Source organism: Bacillus sp. SM2101, from assembly GCF_018588585.1.
Lineage (GTDB): Bacteria > Bacillota > Bacilli > Bacillales > SM2101 > Nanhaiella > Nanhaiella sioensis.
This window is the reverse complement of sequence record NZ_JAEUFG010000007.1, coordinates 1-20,750: the sequence shown is the minus strand read 5'-3', so window position 1 is coordinate 20,750 and position 20,750 is coordinate 1. Positions and strand designations below refer to the sequence as shown.

The 20,750-nt window shown below is 31.5% G+C and carries 20 protein-coding genes and 1 pseudogene; 13 read left to right on the top strand and 8 right to left on the bottom strand.

What is annotated here, in order from left to right:
* Positions 1–209: 209 nt before the first annotated feature.
* Positions 210–2,066 carry an ABC transporter permease subunit gene (locus JM172_RS08280; RefSeq protein ID WP_214481717.1) on the top strand — a complete coding sequence of 619 codons (1,857 nt, stop codon included), beginning with the start codon at positions 210–212 and terminating at the stop codon, positions 2,064–2,066.
* A 490-nt stretch (positions 2,067–2,556) separates the two neighbouring features.
* Entirely contained in the window at positions 2,557–4,419 is a 1,863-nt protein-coding gene (locus JM172_RS08275) for an ABC transporter permease subunit (protein ID WP_214481716.1), read from the top strand.
* A gap of 165 nt (positions 4,420–4,584) precedes the next feature.
* Here JM172_RS08275 and JM172_RS08270 read toward each other — a convergent pair whose 3' ends face one another.
* Positions 4,585–5,034, bottom strand: a complete 450-nt coding sequence (locus JM172_RS08270) for a hypothetical protein (RefSeq protein ID WP_214481715.1) — start codon at positions 5,032–5,034, stop codon at positions 4,585–4,587.
* Between the two features lie 387 nt (positions 5,035–5,421).
* Positions 5,422–5,598 carry a hypothetical protein gene (locus JM172_RS08265; protein ID WP_214481714.1) on the bottom strand — a complete coding sequence of 59 codons (177 nt, stop codon included), beginning with the start codon at positions 5,596–5,598 and terminating at the stop codon, positions 5,422–5,424.
* Between the two features lie 683 nt (positions 5,599–6,281).
* Between JM172_RS08265 and JM172_RS08260 the strand changes: the two genes are divergently transcribed.
* On the top strand, positions 6,282–7,244 hold the full coding sequence (locus JM172_RS08260; RefSeq protein ID WP_214481713.1) for a helix-turn-helix transcriptional regulator: 963 nt from the start codon (positions 6,282–6,284) through the stop codon (positions 7,242–7,244).
* 74 nt (positions 7,245–7,318) lie between these two features.
* Positions 7,319–7,951, top strand: a complete 633-nt coding sequence (locus JM172_RS08255; protein ID WP_214481712.1) for a type 1 glutamine amidotransferase family protein — start codon at positions 7,319–7,321, stop codon at positions 7,949–7,951.
* A 534-nt stretch (positions 7,952–8,485) separates the two neighbouring features.
* Here JM172_RS08255 and JM172_RS08250 read toward each other — a convergent pair.
* A complete protein-coding gene (locus JM172_RS08250; protein WP_214481711.1) occupies positions 8,486–9,070 on the bottom strand; it encodes a hypothetical protein in 585 nt (194 codons plus the stop codon).
* A gap of 251 nt (positions 9,071–9,321) precedes the next feature.
* Here JM172_RS08250 and JM172_RS08245 point away from each other — a divergent pair, with 251 nt between their 5' ends.
* Together JM172_RS08245 and JM172_RS08240 are read left to right on the top strand one after the other, a co-directional pair.
* The gene (locus JM172_RS08245; protein WP_214481900.1) at positions 9,322–9,657 is read left to right on the top strand and encodes a hypothetical protein; all 336 of its coding nucleotides are present in this window, start codon (positions 9,322–9,324) and stop codon (positions 9,655–9,657) included.
* Positions 9,658–9,879: 222 nt separating this feature from the next.
* Positions 9,880–10,266 carry a DUF350 domain-containing protein gene (locus tag JM172_RS08240; RefSeq protein WP_214481710.1) on the top strand — a complete coding sequence of 129 codons (387 nt, stop codon included), beginning with the start codon at positions 9,880–9,882 and terminating at the stop codon, positions 10,264–10,266.
* A 160-nt stretch (positions 10,267–10,426) separates the two neighbouring features.
* On the opposite strand, the gene JM172_RS08235 is transcribed toward JM172_RS08240, so the two are convergent.
* The 5 genes from JM172_RS08235 to JM172_RS08215 form a co-directional block, all read right to left on the bottom strand.
* Positions 10,427–11,059: a hypothetical protein gene (locus JM172_RS08235; protein WP_214481709.1), complete on the bottom strand. Its 633-nt coding sequence runs from the start codon at positions 11,057–11,059 to the stop codon at positions 10,427–10,429.
* A 55-nt stretch (positions 11,060–11,114) separates the two neighbouring features.
* Positions 11,115–11,639, bottom strand: coding sequence for a GNAT family N-acetyltransferase (locus JM172_RS08230; protein ID WP_214481708.1), 525 nt, complete (start codon positions 11,637–11,639; stop codon positions 11,115–11,117).
* A gap of 61 nt (positions 11,640–11,700) precedes the next feature.
* On the bottom strand, positions 11,701–11,982 hold the full coding sequence (locus tag JM172_RS08225; RefSeq protein WP_214481707.1) for a hypothetical protein: 282 nt from the start codon (positions 11,980–11,982) through the stop codon (positions 11,701–11,703).
* Positions 11,983–12,024: 42 nt separating this feature from the next.
* On the bottom strand, positions 12,025–12,210 hold the full coding sequence (locus JM172_RS08220; protein ID WP_214481706.1) for a hypothetical protein: 186 nt from the start codon (positions 12,208–12,210) through the stop codon (positions 12,025–12,027).
* 958 nt (positions 12,211–13,168) lie between these two features.
* Complete coding sequence (locus tag JM172_RS08215; protein ID WP_214481705.1) at positions 13,169–13,393, bottom strand: Rossmann-fold NAD(P)-binding domain-containing protein; 225 nt, start codon at positions 13,391–13,393, stop codon at positions 13,169–13,171.
* Between the two features lie 72 nt (positions 13,394–13,465).
* Between JM172_RS08215 and JM172_RS08210 the strand changes: the two genes are divergently transcribed.
* The 7 genes and pseudogenes from JM172_RS08210 to JM172_RS08180 form a co-directional block, all read left to right on the top strand.
* Positions 13,466–13,897, top strand: a complete 432-nt coding sequence (locus JM172_RS08210) for a DUF6892 domain-containing protein (RefSeq protein WP_214481704.1) — start codon at positions 13,466–13,468, stop codon at positions 13,895–13,897.
* Positions 13,898–14,738: 841 nt separating this feature from the next.
* Complete coding sequence (locus tag JM172_RS08205; RefSeq protein ID WP_250886575.1) at positions 14,739–15,707, top strand: alpha/beta hydrolase fold domain-containing protein; 969 nt, start codon at positions 14,739–14,741, stop codon at positions 15,705–15,707.
* A gap of 461 nt (positions 15,708–16,168) precedes the next feature.
* Positions 16,169–17,224 (top strand): cytochrome D1 domain-containing protein, encoded by a 1,056-nt coding sequence (locus JM172_RS08200; RefSeq protein WP_214481703.1) that lies wholly within the window; start codon positions 16,169–16,171, stop codon positions 17,222–17,224.
* 576 nt (positions 17,225–17,800) lie between these two features.
* Positions 17,801–17,932: pseudogene (locus tag JM172_RS25400) on the top strand (hypothetical protein); the annotation flags it as partial.
* Positions 17,933–17,991: 59 nt separating this feature from the next.
* Complete coding sequence (locus JM172_RS08190; protein WP_214481702.1) at positions 17,992–18,264, top strand: hypothetical protein; 273 nt, start codon at positions 17,992–17,994, stop codon at positions 18,262–18,264.
* 189 nt (positions 18,265–18,453) lie between these two features.
* Positions 18,454–19,410 (top strand): serine hydrolase domain-containing protein, encoded by a 957-nt coding sequence (locus JM172_RS08185; protein ID WP_214481701.1) that lies wholly within the window; start codon positions 18,454–18,456, stop codon positions 19,408–19,410.
* A gap of 208 nt (positions 19,411–19,618) precedes the next feature.
* A partial coding sequence (locus JM172_RS08180; protein ID WP_214481700.1) for an IS1182 family transposase occupies positions 19,619–20,750 on the top strand: 1,132 nt, incomplete at its 3' end.

Genomic DNA, 20,750 nt, shown 5'->3' with positions numbered 1-20,750 from the left:
AAGTAATATTGACTGTTAATAGAATAATAAGATGCTTTTTTATTTAATGCATCGAAAATATAGGTATGCCTTTCTTCCCAATATAAGCTTCCTCTTCTATAAAACGGTGTTAAATAATTTACGTATTTTCACTAAATCATTCTCGAAAATCCATTTTTTTGATATAATACAAAACATTATATTACAATATTCTACAGAGGAGGTAAATTTTGAAACAATTGTCGCGTAATTCGTTTTATATTGTCATAATATTCTTATTTATGTGTCTAATTATATTAATTCCTAGACAGTACTATTTATCACTAGAAGGAAGTGCCATTCATTTAAACTACCCTATTGGATGGGAGGCATATAAAGAAAGTGTAAAGGATTTTATATCCAGCGTAAAAGAAAACAAAGGTTTAGGACTATCTTATACTGGGCTTGAAGTAATGGATGAAGTGAAAAGGTATATGGGGAGAAGTCTTAAACTCATTACTCCCGCATTTTTATTTGGGTTTATCGGTGGATCATTAATTGGTTTAATTATTTATTACTATAGAAATAAAAAGTTATTCAACTACATAAAATCATTTTTGGATGTATTATTTACGATACCGGATTTCTTTCTACTTCTTTGTTTACAGCTTATCATAATAAAGTTTCCAGTATATGGACTTCCGCGGGTTGATCTATATGGGCATGAACACGTTAGTAATATTCTCATCCCTACGATAATTTTATCCATTTATCCAGCAATCTACATGGTGAGAGTGATGTTTAACAATCTTATGCTTGAGGATAGTAAACTGTATATGGTTTATTTATCAGCAAAAGGATTGTCAAATTTCAGAAAGATTTTCATTCATGGATTATGGAATTCCTGGAATAGTATATTAAGTGCTGCTCCAAAAATGATGATTTATATTTTAACAAGCTTACCAATTATTGAGCTTTTTACAGACTATAAAGGGGCAGGATATAGATTTCTAATTGCTTCAGATGCTTGGACTAAGGCTTATGAAATTAATACACAGATTGGTTTACTTTTAGCTTTTATGCTGACTATCTTCTTGACAATCATCATAACGAAAACACTACAATTTTTCTTAACCCCAATATTTAATGATGGAAGTCAAATCAGTTTAACTACAGTACCAAATACAACTAGTGTATTTAGAAAAACCAATTCTTTTATGATAAAAGAATTGAAAGTGAATTGGCAATTAACTGTCGGGTTATTAACGATTTGTTCATTGCTTCTATTTAGTATTTTAGCTAGTATTCTACCATTATTTGATATTACACGAGTTAAGCATATATGGATCGATGACAAGTTATTCATGCCACCAGTACCTCCAATGGGTGACTATCCATTTGGAACTGACGAATATGGAAGAAGCATAATAAATCTTATCATAGTCGGCGCAAAAAATACGCTGACATTGATCGTTGGCATTGTATTACTAAGATACGTTTTAGCGCTTATCATTAGTTTTACTATTAGAAATACAAATAATGCATTTCGAAGGATCATATCATTTTGGAATGGTTTACTAAGCTATGTTCCAACAATAATTTTTGTTTTACTTATTGCAACGATTCCACGCCTTGTGTTGAGTGAATGGAGACCGTTTTGGATGATTATACTCATTGCTATTGTCGAACTAGGGGCTGTTGTACATCTTATATCTAATGAACTAGACAGGCTCTCGAATTCTGAGTACGCCAAATCAGGTGTTGCTGTAGGTAATTCGGCTCTAAAAAATTATCGTTACTATTATTTGCCTCATCTTTATCCAAAAATAATCGTAAATTTTACATCTGATCTCGCAAAAACGACTACATTACTAGCGCAGCTAACTATTATTAGCGTTTTTATAGCTCATAAGAAAGTTCAACTTGATACTGGAGAATGGGTGTGGGTAAGCACTTCACAATCATGGATGGCATTATTACAAAATAGTGCTGTAGATGTTAGAATTCACGCTTGGATTCCATTTTGGACATGTTTAGCTATTACGTTACTCATTCTTAATTTTATGGTAATTGAAAAAGGTTTACTAAAGTTTTTTGGCAAAAAGTAAATAACTGTTGACATCATAAAGAAAGATTTAATTTAAGCCTCTCTACACTTATAAATTGAAGAAATATGTATAGAGAGGCTTTCTATCATTATCTTGCTCGTGGTTCTATGAATATATTTATTGAATTCCTTTTTAGGTTGGATATAAATATCCACCTATTTAAATTAATGGTAAATTTAATCCTTTGGCATACAGTCATCAATAGAACAAATCATGTACATTATTATTCATGTTAAAATATGCAGAACATCCTAGGCCTTCTAGAAGACTAAAATGAGTAATGAACTATAAAAATATTAAAATTTAAGAACCCCCACTACTGATCGAAACTAATTTCTGGAATTCTATAGTCTGTTTACTATAACTCTGTTCTATATTTTCTTTAAAAATTTACAAATTTTTTCTAAATTATTCTCAAAAATCCATTTTTTTGATATAATACTAAACATTATATTGCAATATTCAACAAATTCTACAGAGGGGGTAAATTTTGAAACAGTTAGCGCAAAGTACACTTTATATTGTCTTAATATTCTTAATTATGAGTCTTGTCATTTTAATACCGAGGGAATCGTATAATGCGGATTTGAATGATGGAAATGGGGTTCAATTACATTACAATACTGGATTTGAAGCATATAAAAATCAAATAACTAATTTTATTACGAGTATTAAAGAAAACAAAGATTTTGGACTATCTTATACTGGGGTCGAAATAAGTGAAGAAATAAAGAGATATATGGGAAGAAGTATTAAACTGATTGCTCCTGCATTCTTAATAGGATTTGTAGGTGGATCATTAATTGGCTTAATTATATACTATTTTAGAAAAAAGAGATTTTTTAAATACATAAGATCATTTTTAGATTTATTGTTTACAATACCGGATTTCTTTTTACTTCTATGTTTACAACTCGTATTAATTAAGTTTCCTTTATATGGACTTCCAAGAATTGATCTTTATGGTCATGAACAAGCTAGTAATATAGTCATCCCCACCATTATTTTATCTATATATCCAGCAATCTACATGGTGAGAGTGATGTATAATAATCTTACGCTTGAGGAAAGTAAACTGTATATGGTCTATTTATCAGCAAAAGGTATGTCAAAGTTTAGGAAGATTTTCGTTCACGGATTATGGAATTCATGGAACAGTATATTGAGCGCTGCTCCAAAAATGATGATTTATATTTTAACAAGCCTACCTGTAATCGAGCTTTTCACAGATTATAAGGGAGCAGCGTACAGATTTATCGTAGCGACAAATTATTATGAATATCAAACACAAATTGCTTTTCTTATCACCTTTATGTTGATCATTTTCTTAACAATACTCATCACGAAGATATTACAAACTTTCTTAACCCCGACATTTAAAGTCGGAGATCAGCTTAGCTTTTCTACTGTTAACAATTCAAATAATCTTTTTAGAAAAATCATAACTTTTTTAAAAGCAAAAATAAAAGAAAATTGGCAATTGACGATCGGATTATTATCGATAAGTTTATTACTTCTGATAAGCATTATAACTAGTATTCTACCGATATTTGACATGACCCGTGTTAAGCATTTATACATCAATGATAAGTTATTCATGCCACCTGTTGCTCCTATGGATGAGTATCCACTTGGAACTGACGAATTTGGTAGAGATCTAATTGAACTATTCATTGTTGGAGCAAAGAACACACTGACTTTAATCGTTGGTATTGTGTTGTTAAGATACGTTTTAGCCATCATCATTAGCTTTGCTGTTAGAAATACAAATAGTATATTTAGAAGAATCATCACATTTTGGAATGATTTATTGAGCTATGTCCCAACTATAATTTTTGTTTTAATCATTTCGGTAATTCCACAGCTTGTACTTAGTGAATGGAGACCGTTTTGGATGATTTTACTCATTGCACTTGTTGAATTAGGTGCTGTTGTTCACCTAATGTCTAATGAGCTAGACAAGCTTTCTAGTTCTGAGTACGTCAAATCAGGTGTAGCCGTTGGGAATACGGCATTTAAAAATTATCGCTATTATTATTTACCTCATTTGTACCCGAAAATTGTCGTTAATTTTACGTCTGATCTCGCTAAAACGACAACTTTACTTGCTCAACTAGCGATCATTGGCGTATTTATGTCTCAAGAGAAAATACAAATGGGTTTTACAGGTCAATGGGTGTGGATTAGCAATTCACAATCATGGATGGCATTGTTAGAAAATAGTGCCGTAGATATAAGGGTTAACCCTTGGGTTCCATTTTGGACGTGTTTAGTCATTACGTTACTTATCATTAATTTTATGGTTATTGAAAGAGGATTACAAAAGTACTTACGTAAAAAGAAAGTAACTTAACTATGTAAACATCATAAAAAATAATGTATTTTAAGCCTCTCTACCCTTGTTAGTCCAAAAACTTGTGTAGAGAGGCCTTTCTTTTATTATATTTGCTCGTGTGTCTATATATATTTGTAGAATGACTTAATCTAGTAGGTATTCATTCGGGATAACATTATACGGTTATTCATATTCATGGAAATTTGTATCCTTTGGCATTATGCTACGAATTGTTTGAGCTTCACCTTTGTTTAAAGCAGAGACAACAAATTCTGTTCCCCAATGTTCTGAGTTAAAGGTTATGTTTCCATCTTTGTAAAAGAATAAAGAAAACCATTTTATCTTTCCTGTTTTATCCAGGTATTTTGTTGTCAGTAGGCTAATTAATTCCGGAGATAAGGCTGTTTTAATAATGGTCATACCATGCATGACATCCATAGTATAATCCTCATTTATTAGCAATAACTCGTCGAAAATTACTTGTTCCTCATTCCAACAATGGATTTCAATTGTATTTGAGTGTTTTAAAAAGTGCTTAATTAACGGAATCCAATAATCATAATTTAACGGTACCCCTATCCATGAGTCTTCTTTAAGATAAGTTGATACCGAAAAATACATTTTATTAGTCATATCCCCCCACCTTTCTAACCTTATGAAAATTTTATGGAATCGGTATGGAGTGCTTTGTATATTATCTAACTACTACTTCTCTTAACACATTTCTCAAAATTGTAAGTTATTGATCTACTATTTCCTAAGACGAATCTTATTACATGTAATAAGAAATTTATGTAGCAGTTTACACTATAGTTTGCATGAATTGTCTCTTTCCATTGTGCAATTTGTTGCTTGACTTCTTACATAAATGGGCGGTGTGGTTCTTTCGTAATGTAGATTCTCCTCATCATTATATAGTAAGTTCATGCTGCTTGATGAAGTAGATTTAATATTTTTAAATGACTGTCACATATTTTTCGAATAACAAATACCCAATATAGTAGCACTGTAGAAAATATTTCATATCATTTTAACAACGACTAAATGAAGAGGTGCTTTTATTTTGGCTACATTTGTTATTAATGCAAAATCCCATTCAGTAATAGCTACAATACCTGAAAGGAATTTCCCGCCTGCTACGTTTACAGCAACCCCCTTCTCTCTTACACATACGTTTTTGCTGTTCAGAGTAGTCAATAATTATGTCCAATCGCATGTTAAGTTAATTCGTTGTTAAAACTGATGGAGTAAAGCTTTTATTCTAGCAAGTCTCGACAAATGCTCTTTAGTTAAATTGATCATTTATTAAAGAATGATTAAGTTGACTTAGCACATAAATACAAGCACCACACTTTAAAATGCATAACATATCATGTAACCATTAATCATCACTCCACCCCCTCCTAACTATGCTTTTGAAAATGACGTAGGAGGGGGTACATATTGGTTAACATTGATTTTCTTATAATATGGTCCATTGAAAAAAAGTGATTGTTTCATATTCTTTGTTATCGTTAAGGTGTCTCGTCTAAAAAAACTAAGTTGACTAATAATAGCTTGCTTTTGTATGAGGTGACTGTTTAATATCATGGTATAAAACGTATATCCCATATTGTTTGACATATGTATTTTTCTTATACACTATGTAACCAAATTGAACGACAAATTAGCTGTTTTAAATAACTGTAGGTAGCATCATAGTTTCCTAAAGATGTTGAAAAAAATAATCATTTGTTAAGTAAGTTTATTAATTAAAAGAAGCTTGATAACAATTGAACATACTACATATTCTTGAGGAATGAGTAGAATAACAATTTAGAATTTGGTAAAATTCTACTAAACTACGATAAAAATTATATACATTTTAGAGGTGGCTTCAGATGCCTAAAATTGACAATTTACTAGCAATATTATGGATGCTAAGCACTGGTAAAAAAATAACTGCAAAGGAAATCTCAGAAAAATTAGAGATTAATATAAGGACTGTGTATCGATATATTGACACACTCTCTATAAGTGGTGTACCTATAATTTCTGACTCAGGTCATAACGGTGGATATACGTTACTGACTAAATTTATCAAAGCTCCTCTTTTTTTTGATAATGAGGAACAAACATCCTTATATCATGCTGCTGTTTTTGCAAAAGAAGCGGGATACTACGGAGGAGAAGCACTATCTAGGGCAGTTTCAAAACTAAGTAAATATTCTAATCAAGAGCAAGAAAGAAAAATAAACCAACGTAAAGCTAGTCTTGAAGTTATAAGTAAAAAAAATTCCTTCTCTGCGGTACCTCTACTGAAAGAACTTGAGCAGGCAATTGCCGGCAATTACACTGTTAATATTCAATACCATAAAAGTGGCGAAAAGCAAACGAAGTTTAGGTTGATTGATCCTTACACAATTATTTATTGGAAAACTAACTGGTATGTAATTGGATTTTGTCATCTTAGGAATAATATTCGCAGTTTTAAAGTTGAGCGTATTGATACCATCAAGCAAACCGAATATCAGTTTAACAAACCAAAAGAGTTTTCAGCACGTGAATTTTTTTTAAAAAATATTCTTCCGACTATAGATGATAAGGAAGAGATTATTTCTCTAGTTATTAACGGAAATAAAAACACATTGAATGATATATGCCAACATTGGTTTTTAGAACATTATTTACATGAACGGACTTCTAATCAAGCGATATTCCTACTTGAGAAAGAAATACTAAATACATATGTACCTCATATCATTTTACCTTATGGTAAATCGATTCAAGTTCAAGAGCCAATAAGTATAAAAGAAAGGTTGATCGAAATTCTTTCGGATTTAATACAATTTTATGAAATTTAATAACTTCCCTGACGCTATCTGTCAGGGAAGTTATTTTATAATTTCTATAATATATTAGATTGGAGTGTTATTAGATGCAAACAAACAGAGTTCTTCTTTACGTATTTAATACGATGTCAGATTGGGAATATGGATATTTAATTGCTGAATTAAACTCTGGAAGATATTTCAAAAAAGGTTTAGCTCCCTTGAAAATAATGACAGTTGGAACTAATAAAGAAACGGTTACTACGATGGGTGGACTGAACATACAACCAGATATTTCACTTGATGAGTGTGATTTAAGGAGTAAAGACCTTTTAATATTACCTGGAGGAAATACATGGGGAGAAAATATTCATCAACCTATCTTAGCGAAAATTGGAGATGCTTTAAACTTTGGTACAATTGTTGCTGCAATTTGTGGTGCAACTGAAGGGTTAGCGAATGCTGGCTACCTAAACTCTAGAAAACATACTAGCAATAACTTAGATTATATGAAAATGAGCTGTCCGAATTATAAAGGAGAACAGTTTTATAAATTGGGAACTGTAGTATGTGATGGAAATCTGGTAACAGCATCAGGTATAGCTCCTCTGGAATTTGCTATGGAAGTACTGAAAACATTAGATGTATTCACGCCAGACACATTACATTCATGGTATAACCTAAATAAGTTTCATAAATCTGAATATTTCTTCCAGTTAATGAATTCAATAAATAGCTAAATCTAATAGTTATTTTTGTTAAAAATGAATAAGTGTGAATCATAATGTAGCCATAAAATAATTTAAATTACTGATTTCCAACAAGTTTTATCCTAGTTGTTCTGCTAAAATAATTACAACGCTATAACCTAGATAATATCCTAATCTTTTAGACGGTTTAGAAAAAGGATTATCAAATGATCGTATTTTTAAAGAATGGTTTTCTTTAACCGGTGGCTACCACTATAAGTATGACGTTCATTAGCTAAATTCCATTGTTTAATAAATTTGTTAAGCTAGCTTCTTCAGTGTAAATGACTAATTACTACATAAGGAGTTCTTACTAAAAAAAGAATAAGCATGCTGTTAAATGAATATAAAAATAAGGTGATCATCCAGCATGTGTTATTCTTTTTTTATTATCATTGATTAATCCAAATAGTTCACTTGAAACGTTTGTTCTAATCTACAGGATAAATTGCTATAACAAAAATCAACCAAAAGATTTAGCTTTTCTCACCTAATTGTCTTACAATTATATGGTTTGTGGAAAGGTTATTCACTTGACATAGAGTCTAGGGCATTTTCAACATTGCCATTTTTAATGTTTTCGGTAACTTTAAATAAATTATAGTATATATTATTGATTTCTTTATTATTTATTTTGTCCTTTAATAGACCTTTACCTAATATCCATGTTCGATGATTTTCTGCATCTGTCATTAAATATCCTTGTGTATGCCCCATATAATCACGAGAGAATGCATCATCATAAGTACCTCTATAATCATCCTCTAAAAACACCCAGAGAGGTTTGTATAATCCTACAAAGAAAACTGGCGTATGAAAGTTGCTAGCGAAGACTTCTTTATTTGTACGTAACGATGCTTCTTGAAAAACATCTTCTGTTAATACGAAAGCATCATATTGTATATTATCGTCAGCAATTTGTTCTAAGGTAGCTTGATGTAATAATACATTGTGGGATTGAACGTCTGGTAGTGTCCCGATTACTCCAACATTTAGTAAGACACCGTCGTAATAATGAAGTTGTGTATTTTTTACATTTGTATAAGTTAAAATGAATGCAAAGATAACTGTGATCGTTATTAAAACTATAGCAAATACTAATTTTTTCATTAACACTTCCTCGATTCTTAAATTATAAATATTGTCCAACTTTTTTTCTCATATACAAGACGAATCTCTTTAAAAAAAGTTGCAAAATATAAGGTTGAATTTATTGCCAATTCTTCGTTTAAAATTAAACATATTAGAATATACTTCAATGGTTCTAATCCATAAAAATTTGATGGTAATCCCTTTTTTTGTATATTAGATTATAATATTTGGTAGTATGAGTATATATTAAGTGAAAAGGAGGATAATTGATGAAAGTTAACAAAACAAAGAAAATGATTTCAGGCGTAAGCGCTGCTGTTGTTTCACTTTCATTAACTGGATGCGGGGAATCAACCTTACCCGAAGTACCAGATAATGAAGATTGTTTAGATTGGGAATTCGACAATGAGTTGGGTGTATGGGAATGTGATGACGACGATTCCGATTATTATGGACACTATTTTTTATATGGCAAACGTTATATTAATAAAAGTAAATTGATTAAGAGCTCAGCTTATAACTCTTACAAATCTACCTCAACGTACAAAAATGCTACTACAAAGGCCGGTTTTGGTTCCGGAGCAAAAGGAGGATTTGGGGGTTGATTCAAAGAATATCTTCCGAACAGTAAGAGGACAACAAGTGAGGGTTTTTAATCCATTTGTACTAAACCTGTGACACATACATTATGAAAAGGTTTACAACGCAGATATTAACATTTTATAAGAATCTAAGATGGTGTTCTCTAAGGATTAGACATTGGAAAATGAATCTTATTTCTTACCAATTGGTACGGAATGAGAAATACATTTAAGGAGAAATAACAAATGGTAAATTTCTTACTATATTTAGGAACTAATATTATTATGCTTATTATAGGATTATTTTTAATGGAGCTGACAACAAAAAACAAAGAGTTTCGATTAATTGCAGCTGGGAATAAAGCAGCTGCTTATGTTCTTGGTGGTAGATTAGTAGGTTTAGGGATAGTTCTATATTCTACATCTGCTAATTCACTTAACCTTATTGATTTAATGATTTGGGGCTCCATAGGAATCGTCGCACAAATTGTAGTCTTTTTCTTAGCAGAATTACTTACTCCGCAATTTAAAATTACTAAAGCAATTGATGAAGACAATCAAGCGGTAGGTCTTTTCCTATTACTTTTATCAATAGCAGTTGGTTTGATTATAGCGGGATGCTTAACATACTAAACAAAAAGGATTGCCTAGACTGAAATGGCAATCCTTTTTCAATTCATTCACATACTCGTATTTAATCTAAAAGCCTGTTGTCATTAACAGTAAACTCGTACAAAACTACTTTTTAGGATGGGTATATATGGCTACTCCTAGCTTTAAGTAGAATTAGCTATTATTTTATGATTCTTTGTATATCTCCTTTTTCATCGTAATATACTCGGTAATTGTCCACATTTCCAGTTTCGTTATTAATATAATAAATAGAATATTTTTCTACTGTACCATCTTCATACCAAGTAATAAATATTTGAGCCTCAATAACTCTACTATTTAAACCTTCCACGTCTATAGCATCAAATAATTCATCGTTAAGTGGTTGATGATTTTCGTCTTTACCTATATCATACCTCCACAATTGTTCACTATTCTTGGCTCCTATCCCTTTCTGATAGTCACTTCCTAAAAGATGTTCAACTTCATCATTCGATTGGCCTAGTTTTAATTTTTCTTTAATTATCTGAACTGATAATGATTTATTCCCGTTTGCTTGATCTTCATTTTCCATAGTTTCTTCAGCTGACACATTATCTTCATTTGATTGTTCATTTTGATCTTTACTTTCTTCTTGCATAGCATTTTCTTCATGTGCTAGTTCGCCTTTATCTATATGTGTGTCAATTTCCATATTTTCTGTTTGTAGATCATTCTTACTTGTTTTTTCCTTCGTCATTTCTACAGAGCTACAAGCAGTTAAGGTACCTAACCCTAATGTTAAAAAAAACAATAATATTTTTACAGATTTCATGAATGCCTCTCCTTTGATGTCTAATCTTATGACCGTAAATTTGCTTAAGTGTTTCCTACGTTGTTTGCTTTTGTCCCAATAATTTATAATAAAAAACCGTTCCATGTAGTTTGCCATCTGATGACTGTGCATAGGATGGTATCGTCCCAGATTCTACATAACCCAAAGATTTGTATAAAATATTTGATTGATCACCTAATCTAGTATCTAAGATTATTAAACTTCTACCTTCATTCGTTGTTCTAGACTCGATAGTTTTCATTAGTGTTGAGGCAATACCACACCTACGACTACTTGGGTCAACCATTAACTTTGAAACCTCAGTTCTGTGTGTTCCATTTTGTTGCATAGCTAAATGCAACTGAACAGCTCCTCTAATTTCATTATTAATCTTTGCAACATACAAAATCACTCCAGGCTTAAGCACTTTGCTCCAATACTCTATCGCTGTATCTGTGTTTAAAGGTGCTAAAAACCCTACAGAAGCACCCTTACTAACAACTTCCTTTAACAAATTAGCAAGTTCTATTATGTTGTCGTCAACAGATGTAAGTTCAATTACTTCCAACGAATTATTCATAGTAATATTCTCCTTATATGTAAAATTAATAATCACCTGATTCAGCTATATTAGCTATACATTACTTCATCACGTACTCTACATCATTGGATATAGCGTTGTTATATTCGTCATAAGTGGTATAAATAATCCAATATTTTACCTCTTCCGTGTAGCCATCTGTCAATTCAATAGAAGATTTAACTAATTTATCAGCTTTGCCAAACATTTTCACATCTTTAATATTAGGATCGCTTTCTCTTATTAAAGTTACACATATAGAAACCTTTTGGCAATGTGTTGACGAGCCCTCATACAAAAAATCTTTATACCCAGTAACCCAATTTAGGTTATTATTACCCATTTTTAAAACTGCTACTTCTATAGGTCTTAAATACTTTTTACTTTAATAGATGACAAAAACATGTTTAGCTTTAACATCATAATCAATGATGGTACCAAAGTTAATTTGATTTTGAAGTAATAAATCTTGAATTTGTTCTTCAAATGATAAACTATCATCAACGTTCTCTAATTTAGAACAAGCTGACAACAGCATTGCAGTACTAAAAAGCATATAAATATATTTCAATGTAATCACCTCTTTTCATTAAACATGTAAACATCAGAATATTATATTAGGCACAGTATCCACTAAAAATATCTCGTTTTCAGCATCACAACAATTGTATAAATCCAAGAAGTAATAATATCCTACCAATTTTGCTAACTGCCTCCTAAATAACTCATTTATACATGCTAGACGAATGAATTCATGTTGAAGTTGCAAAATAAATATGGTAATTTTAGGACAACATGACATGAAGTAGATCGATATAAAAAGTGGTGACAACGTTTGAAATGAGTACATAGATGAACTAAAAGCTACTACCCACATATAGTAACCATCTTTTAGTCTACGGACGGAGGCTTATTAAATAAGTGATATTTATGATATGGTGAAGAGGATATATCGTGATATACCTTTTTGAACGACATTAACATAGAGGCTACATAAATTGAATAATTCAGTTTAGCTAAATCATTAATGAGCTAATAACTATTTTTTGTTTTATGTGTTCACTCATGCTCTGCTTCTAATCGTTTTATTTTCTATTCTGGATGTTCGTTGCGATTACCAGTGACTTTACTAAATTCTTTTTTCTCCCTCGCCTTTCCCGAGGTACTCTTTACTCTTCATTTTTGTGTGCATTTTTACGATGAATATTAAATTCCTTAGCATTTGCAACATAATTCTTTATTAGTTGGTACTATTCGAAAACTATTTTTAAAAAAGTTAATATCATAACTCTTGCTACCTTTAATCATAAAAAAATCCTCTTTTAGTAGACAAGCAAACTGAGCTTAATTTTGAGTGTCTACTATAAGCGGATCTGACATTCAGACTGGTTGTCTATTTTCAATAGATATTATTCTTAATGTCACAGGATGGCCTTAACTACATTCTTACGCTATTCAGTGGAATAAGAATAGGCTACTTTAATTAACATCACCTTGATGGTAAAATCTATTAAAATTGCTAAAACACCTTACCAGCTCATTTCTATTCCTAATGGCTCAAAGAATTTACCGGATATATCTTGTTTCTCATTTAAAAGCCAAGAATATATCCTATTAGCCGCATCAATTGGACTCGTATCCGCGTCATAAGCTCCAGACGCTGTTTGTAACTTTCCTGGATGAATAAGTGTTACGGAAATAGGAATATGATCATTTAATTCTTGAGCTAAACTTCCCTCTTTATTGTTCACCATAAAAAATAGAGGATTTTTAATTGTGCATGGCGAAAAAATATCATTAATTAATTTGTGGAAGGTGATGTAATTATGAATACATATAAAGACAAGGCAGGCTTGTTTAGTGATTTTAATTTTAAATTAGTGGTGATAAATAGCTTGATTGAATCAGATGAATTTACAAGGTTTGAAGATGATTTGCAAAAGTTAGAAGAAAAATTTGTCGACAATTACGAATGGTATGAAGATAATCCTCCAATACCAGAGCTTATTCAATATTTTAGTGAATTAGTTCTTGAAGATAGTGATCTGAATTCCATCACAGAGCTAGTATTTGATGGTGGAAATGAAATTTACACCTCATATTTAAAGCCGGATTGGGATGGAGATGATGATATTTTTGATGTGAAAAGTATAGAGGGTTATCAAAAGTTAGTAAATTTAAAAACAGTGCATGCAATTGGTATGGTTGATGAAGAACTATTAGCACCAATGTTAAATGATGGAATTTCAGTAGAGTAATCAATAATGGAGTTGAATAGAGGGCTTAAATCAGCCCTTTTCGTTTTGAAGCTATATTTTAACCTATACAAGCTGAATGATACTTAATTCTACTCCTCCTCCTCTTTCTTCTTGGAGTTTGTTGAGAAAAGATCACTTAAGAAGTAAAAAAAATCTGACACCCAGTCCCAAATACTCATATTTCATCACCTTTTCCTATTAAATTCGTAGCCGAAACATATAAAACATAATATTACTTGTGATTTATTGTAAGTGAATTAGCCAATTTATTTCTCCATAACTTTATTACTACAGGAGTGGCCTAGTATTTTAGGAACTGTTTAGTTTTTTGTTAGGAATCCCCACTTTAAATCAAGACTGTGATGTCTGATAAGTAGAAGATCTTTCAATATAAATTATAGCAATAATTTCATTAATAGTCGTTTGTTATTTTTAATTTTTTGAAAATGGGGATTTATTTTATTCTAAGAAATACCACCTCAGACGATCATATTCATTTATTAAAAGCTTTAAGAGGTGGGATTTCTAATATAGATTAAAAACTTATGTCATTTAAGCTTGTTGCTTATCCTTTAAAATGGCTTTAAAATCTCGTTCGACTCAGTTCAATTTCTATAGCGATAAATGGGCAGCATGCACTTCCAGATAGGAAAATCAACACTAAAGTGTCTATGGTTTTATAAAAACTGTATGTAAAATAACTTTATTGGATGATTAATACTTGTAAGAGATAATGTGTTGGAAGTTATAAGAAATTTTAGAAAAATTTTGAGAAAGCAATTTAATACTCAAAATACGGAACATTTGATTTAAAATGTACAATTAAATATGGAGGTGTATTATGAAAAGAGTTAAACGAAGTGAACATTTAATTGATCCAGAAATACGAGATATTTTAGATGCTATGGGCAGTTTGAGCTTAACACCAGACAATTATTTAGAAGTTCGAGAACAAATCAATGCGTTTTTCACTTCTAGTATGATAGAACGGTATGATGTTGAAATAGAAGAAATAAGGATTGATAATTTGTTTGATGATTCTAAAGTAAGGTTAGTAATTACAAAACCGAAAAATAAAGCTGAGCACCTAAATCCATTAATTTATTCTGTACATGGCGGTGGTATGATAATTGGTAGTCCAGAAATGAATAATGAAAAACATGCATTTCTAGCACATCACTATAATTTTATCGGTGTCTCTGTAGACTATCGTTTAGCCCCTGAATATTCTCAACCTGCTCAATTACATGATTGTTATTCAGGAATTAAATGGTGTATCGACCACGCTAAAGAATTAAAGATTGACATTAATAGAATTGCTGTTGTTGGTGAAAGTGCTGGAGCTGGATTAGCTGCCGGATTAGCTTTATTTACTCGTGATTGTCAGGAGTTTAATATTCATCATTTGCAATTATCTGTACCAATGCTAGATGATCGTACGGCTATCGAAGAAGCCCATCCGTTTAATGGTGAATATTTTTTCGATAATGCTATCAATTATTTTGCGTGGAAGTCAGTTCTTAAACAAGAACCTGGAGCTGAAGGCATTTCAGAATATTATTCGCCTGCTAGGGCCAAAACATTTAAGGGCTTACCAAGCACATATTTATGTGTAGGCTCTATTGAATTATTTGCTGATGAGACATTGGATTTTGCAAAACGTTTAATGTATGACGGAGTACTTACAGAATTGCATGTTTATCCAGGTTATCATCACTTAGGGTTAACAGTGCCAAATGCGTTTCATAGTAAGAAAGATGCAGATAATAGTTTAAATGCATTACTAAGGGCTTTAAATATCCTTAAATGAGTTATTTGAATTTATCAGAAGATGGTAATCGGTGAAAATCCCCTCCTTTTCATGTACTGAACAGGGAGGTTACATATTTTTCTTAGAAGTATATGTTGTTCATTCTCTCTTGGAATAATAAGTTGAAATCTGTCTTTTGTACAATTTAATGTAGATTTACTTTTTAACAGCACGATTTAGTAGAATCCTATTTCCATGTTGATCATTAGTCTAATAAACTGATAGACTCATTAATGAATATGTTTCCTGTCTCCAACTGGGGAAGCCCCTAATAAAATTAAACTTTTAGTTTGATATACCTCTCATCGTTTTATCTTCTAGAACATCCCCCTGTCAACCACAGCCTATCTTGTATTTACTATAACATTTTGATTTTTGTTATAAACATACAATTTTTACATCAAAGATACATTTTTCTCATACACTGTAAAAAAATTATTTTTTAGATAGGGGTGGACTTTTTGGCTACTGTCGTAATTGATGTTAATACTCATTCTGCTATAACAACTTTTCCAATTGGTATAGCTATTGGTACATCACCATTAGATATCACTCCGAATGGAAAATTAGCTTATGTTGCAAATGAAGATGTTAACACTGTATCTGCTATAAATATACCAACACAGGAGGTTATAGCCACCATTCAAGCTGGTATTAATCCATGTAATGTTGTTTTTACTCCTGATGGGAAAATTGCTTATGTTACTAACGGAGGTACAGGTCCCCCATTTGGAGATACTATTTCAATTATCGATGTTAAAACACACTCAATTATTGCTACTGTTCTAGTGGGTAGCAATCCTAGTACCATCGTTTTCACGCCTGATGGAAAATTAGCTTATATTACTAACCAATTGGACAACACTGTTTCTGTTATCGATGTTAAAACCCATTCAGTCATTGCTACTGTTTCTGTTGATACAGGTCCAGAATTAATGTCCATTTCTCCTGATGGAAAGCTAGCTTATGTTGCTAATAGTGGAGATGGTACTTTGTCTGTCATTGACGTTAAATCACATTCTGTCATTGCTACTGTGACTTTTAGTCAAAATCTAAGAGATATTGCTTTTACTCCTGATGGGAAAATTGCTTATGTTACAACTAGATCTCAACAACAACCTGGAAATGTATCAGTTATTGATGTAAAAACGCACTCTGTCATTGCTACAATACAAGTTGTTGATCCAATTAGAGTCCTTTTTACTCCTGATGGAAAAATTGCTTATGCTACAAACTTCGGTGGTGTCGTATCCGTCATAGACGTAAAAACACATTCATTAATTTCTACTACCCTTGTTAATCCTAGTATCAATGCTAATGTAAATGATGTTGCTATTACTCCTGATGGGAAAATTGCTTATGTTACGATTTCAAATGAAAATTCTGTGCCCGTCATCGATGTTAAAACTCACTCTGTAATTACTACAATTCCAATTCCAATGCTAATAAGTAACATAGGTTCAGTTACCTTCTCTCCTAATGGAAAATTAGCTTACGTAGTTGAATCCACTACATAGAATTCAGTATGTAGTAGATTCAACTATGCTTATAGATTATTAACACTCACCATTAAACCGACTATCATTCACCATAGAGAAAGGTGGATATACATATGTTAATTATAGCAAAGGAATTCCTATCACTTTGGGCAATTGTGGTGATGGGTATATTAATTTTTTCCTATTTGGTCAGTTAAGTAAAGGAACATATCATACGAAGATATTGTTAATTGAGTCATTCTTCATCTCTAGTTCCCTCTGTTATTTTTCTATTAAATCTAATTATGAAAAGCTTGTTATAGAATAATAACTACCCCTATTTGTTATTGAGTTTTATAAAAATGATTTATCTGCCATAGCACATTAATACAGGCTTAACAAAAATTCTTGCATAACATAGAAGCACACCATAATTATCACTCTCCTCCTGTTTCCTCCTTTTACGAACAAACAGGGAAAATTTTAAGATTGTGTAATGGCGTTCCTCTTTACTCTCCTTCCGCTTCCAGAGTAGGGAGGAATTTTTATTTTAGAAATTGTATTTATTCTCATTTTTCCCGCTGATCATCATATGAAAATAATTACTTATGTAGTTCTGGGAATAACACTGTTTCAGTCATTGATGTTAAAACACAATCGGGTATAGCTAATATTTCTATTGGTGGGAATCTGAGATTCTTAACTTTTACATCTAATTTACACAATTACTTAAGTTTCTTTAAATAATTCTCATATATTTGAATATATATCATAATTAGGTAGATAACTAGTGGGAGGTATTAATTTTGGAGATCAAATTTAAAAGGCGATTGATAGTTAATACCTTGTTAATAGTTTTACTCTTTAGTGTCGGTGTAATCACATATCCACATCAAATCTCTCAGACAGCTTTTCTTTGGGCTATTATCGGAATAATCATTACAATAGGCTTGTTTCTTCCACATACAACAGCAAAATTTATTTTTCTTCCGACCTCAAAAAAATTTAGGTTTGTTGTACTTGTAGTTATATCATTAATATTCTTTTTTGCAGTATTTTATCATACAGTTAATCTCTAAAAGTCATTATATCCAGGTGTTCTCATTCTTTAATTTATTTGAACCAGGACCATTTTTTCTTTTTGTAAATAAATAGTTGAATATATTTTTATAACAAATTATTCTTTATTATAACAATATTGTTAGATTTTAACTAAAAGGAGTGTCTTGATATATTTGACGTCAATGTGTCTATACGAAAAGGGGAAAATGAATAATAATTCTATTTCTAATTTTGAGGATTTAGTAAAAAATGATTATTCCAATATAGCAGGTATTGCTATTGCAAAAAATACAAGTTTGGTTTATGAAAAATATTTTGATGGGTATACACACGAAGATGTATTACATGTAGCATCTGTAACTAAAAGTATCATATCAGTACTTATTGGTATTGCAATAGATAAAAGATATGTTAAAAATATTGAACAAAAAGTATTAGAATTTTTCCCTGATTATACAATTAAGCGCGGTGAAAAAACTATACAAGAAGTCACCATCAAAAATTTGTTGACAATGACTGCACCATTTAAATACAAGTCAGAACCATATACAAAGGTCTATTCTAATGATAATTGGGTAAAAGCTGCGTTAGATTTGCTAGGGGGCAAAAACCATGTTGAGAAGTTTAAATATACAACCGTTGGTTTAAATATTTTATCAGGTATTCTTACAAACGCAACTGGTCAATCAGTGCTTGACTTTGCTAAGGAGAACTTATTTAAACCTCTTGAAATCAAAGTTCCTAATAATGTTTTTATACAAAATAAAGAAGACTATTTATCTTTTCTCAAGGATAAGTATGTAACTGGTTGGGTAGCAGATCCTAAAGGTGTAAATACTGCTGGTTGGGGGCTTACTTTAACTCCAAGAGATATGATAAAAATCGGTCAGTTATATTTAAATGGCGGCGTATGGAACGGTAAGCAAATTCTATCTTTACAATGGACAGAGGAAAGCACAAAGGAAAAAAATCGCTGGGGAGACTTGCCATATGGTTACTTGTGGTGGGTTGTTGATGATGGCTATGCAGCTTTAGGCGATGGTGGAAATGTAATATTCATAAACCCTAAAAAGGAATTGGTAGTTGCTATTGCTTCTCGCTTTATGCCACGTGCCAAGGATAGAATTGAATTGATTAGAAAGCATATTATGCCATTGTTGTAATTGAGTCAAGTGATTGTAATAAACTATTGGATTCTTTAGAAGAAGACGATGTTATTTATGACGAAACGAGTAGAGGGAAAATAAGGACATTATTTTCGCCCCTCTCACAACACCGTACGTGAGTCTGTCTAACAATTATGGGATTTCTACTCTTATCCAAAAGATATTGGCTCTTTATGTCGAATAAGTACAATAGGGAGATGATACTATGGCGTTTATAGAAGGAGAAGGTAGAAATCAGATTAATTTATTTCCAAATACATTGGATGATTATGTGAGTGAAGATAATCCAGTAAGAGTGATAGACGCTTATGTAGATAGTTTGAATCTAGAAGACCTAGGTTTCACCACTTTTTCTGGGAAGAATGCAGGACAAAAACCTTACAGGAGAGATATTTTACTGAAGTTATATATATATGGTTATATGAATCGTATCAGGTCATCTCGTAGATTGGAGACAGAAGCGACTAGAAATGTTGAAGTGATGTGGCTCATAGGTAAACTCAAACCCGATCATGGCACTCTATCTGGGTTTATGAAAGATAACAAAAAGGCCATAAAACAATTATTTAAAGAATTTACGTTGATGTTAAAAGGCTTTGGACTTATTGATGGCCGTCTAGTAGCTATTGATGGAACTAAGATAAAAGCAAATAGTGCAAAGAATAAGCATTATAATAAAAGCCTCATCAAAAAGAAAGTAGAGTACTATGAATCGAAGATAGAAGAGTATATCAATGATGTTTTAAAAACAACAGAAAAAGAAAGTATGAAACAAGAAATCAAAGAGAAAGTAGAAAATTATAGAGAACGAATCGAACAGTTAGAACACCTTAAACAAGAGTTGAAAGAGCAAGATAAAACTCAAGTATGTTTAACGGATCCAGAAGCGAAGTCAATGAAGAACAACGGAAAGTTTGAAGTGTGTTATAACCTCCAAACAGTTGTTGACAGTAAACACAAATTACTTGTTGAAGCTGAGGTAGTGAATGATGTCAATGATCAAGGCCAGTTATCTAACATGGTAGACAAAGTGAAGGAAGTATTTGAAGAAGATAACATAACTGCAGTAGCAGATACAGGTTACTTTAATATGTCAGAAATCATAGAAACAGTAGATGAACGTACGGAAATACTGATAAAAAGACAAAAAGAAAATCGAGATAAAAGAGAGAGTGGTTTTGATAAAACTAGCTTTAAGTATGATCCAACTACAGATTCTTATCGATGTCCGATGGGTTACGTATTAGAACTTAGATTCAAAGATAAGGATTATAAGCGATATACTTGCAAGGATTATAAGAATTGTGGGAAGAAATGTTCTTGTACTTCATCTAAAG

Excerpts from the sequence above, each read along its gene's own strand:
- JM172_RS08270 (WP_214481715.1), bottom strand. The coding sequence starts at position 5,034 with ATGACTAATAAAATGTATTTTTCGGTATCAACTTATCTTAAAGAAGAC.
- JM172_RS08260 (WP_214481713.1), top strand. The coding sequence starts at position 6,282 with ATGCCTAAAATTGACAATTTACTAGCAATATTATGGATGCTAAGCACT.
- JM172_RS08255 (WP_214481712.1), top strand. The coding sequence starts at position 7,319 with ATGCAAACAAACAGAGTTCTTCTTTACGTATTTAATACGATGTCAGAT.
- JM172_RS08250 (WP_214481711.1), bottom strand. The coding sequence starts at position 9,070 with ATGAAAAAATTAGTATTTGCTATAGTTTTAATAACGATCACAGTTATC.
- JM172_RS08245 (WP_214481900.1), top strand. The coding sequence starts at position 9,322 with ATGAAAGTTAACAAAACAAAGAAAATGATTTCAGGCGTAAGCGCTGCT.
- JM172_RS08240 (WP_214481710.1), top strand. The coding sequence starts at position 9,880 with ATGGTAAATTTCTTACTATATTTAGGAACTAATATTATTATGCTTATT.
- JM172_RS08235 (WP_214481709.1), bottom strand. The coding sequence starts at position 11,059 with ATGAAATCTGTAAAAATATTATTGTTTTTTTTAACATTAGGGTTAGGT.
- JM172_RS08230 (WP_214481708.1), bottom strand. The coding sequence starts at position 11,639 with ATGAATAATTCGTTGGAAGTAATTGAACTTACATCTGTTGACGACAAC.
- JM172_RS08225 (WP_214481707.1), bottom strand. The coding sequence starts at position 11,982 with ATGGGTAATAATAACCTAAATTGGGTTACTGGGTATAAAGATTTTTTG.
- JM172_RS08215 (WP_214481705.1), bottom strand. The coding sequence starts at position 13,393 with ATGGTGAACAATAAAGAGGGAAGTTTAGCTCAAGAATTAAATGATCAT.
- JM172_RS08210 (WP_214481704.1), top strand. The coding sequence starts at position 13,466 with ATGAATACATATAAAGACAAGGCAGGCTTGTTTAGTGATTTTAATTTT.
- JM172_RS08205 (WP_250886575.1), top strand. The coding sequence starts at position 14,739 with ATGAAAAGAGTTAAACGAAGTGAACATTTAATTGATCCAGAAATACGA.
- JM172_RS08185 (WP_214481701.1), top strand. The coding sequence starts at position 18,454 with ATGAATAATAATTCTATTTCTAATTTTGAGGATTTAGTAAAAAATGAT.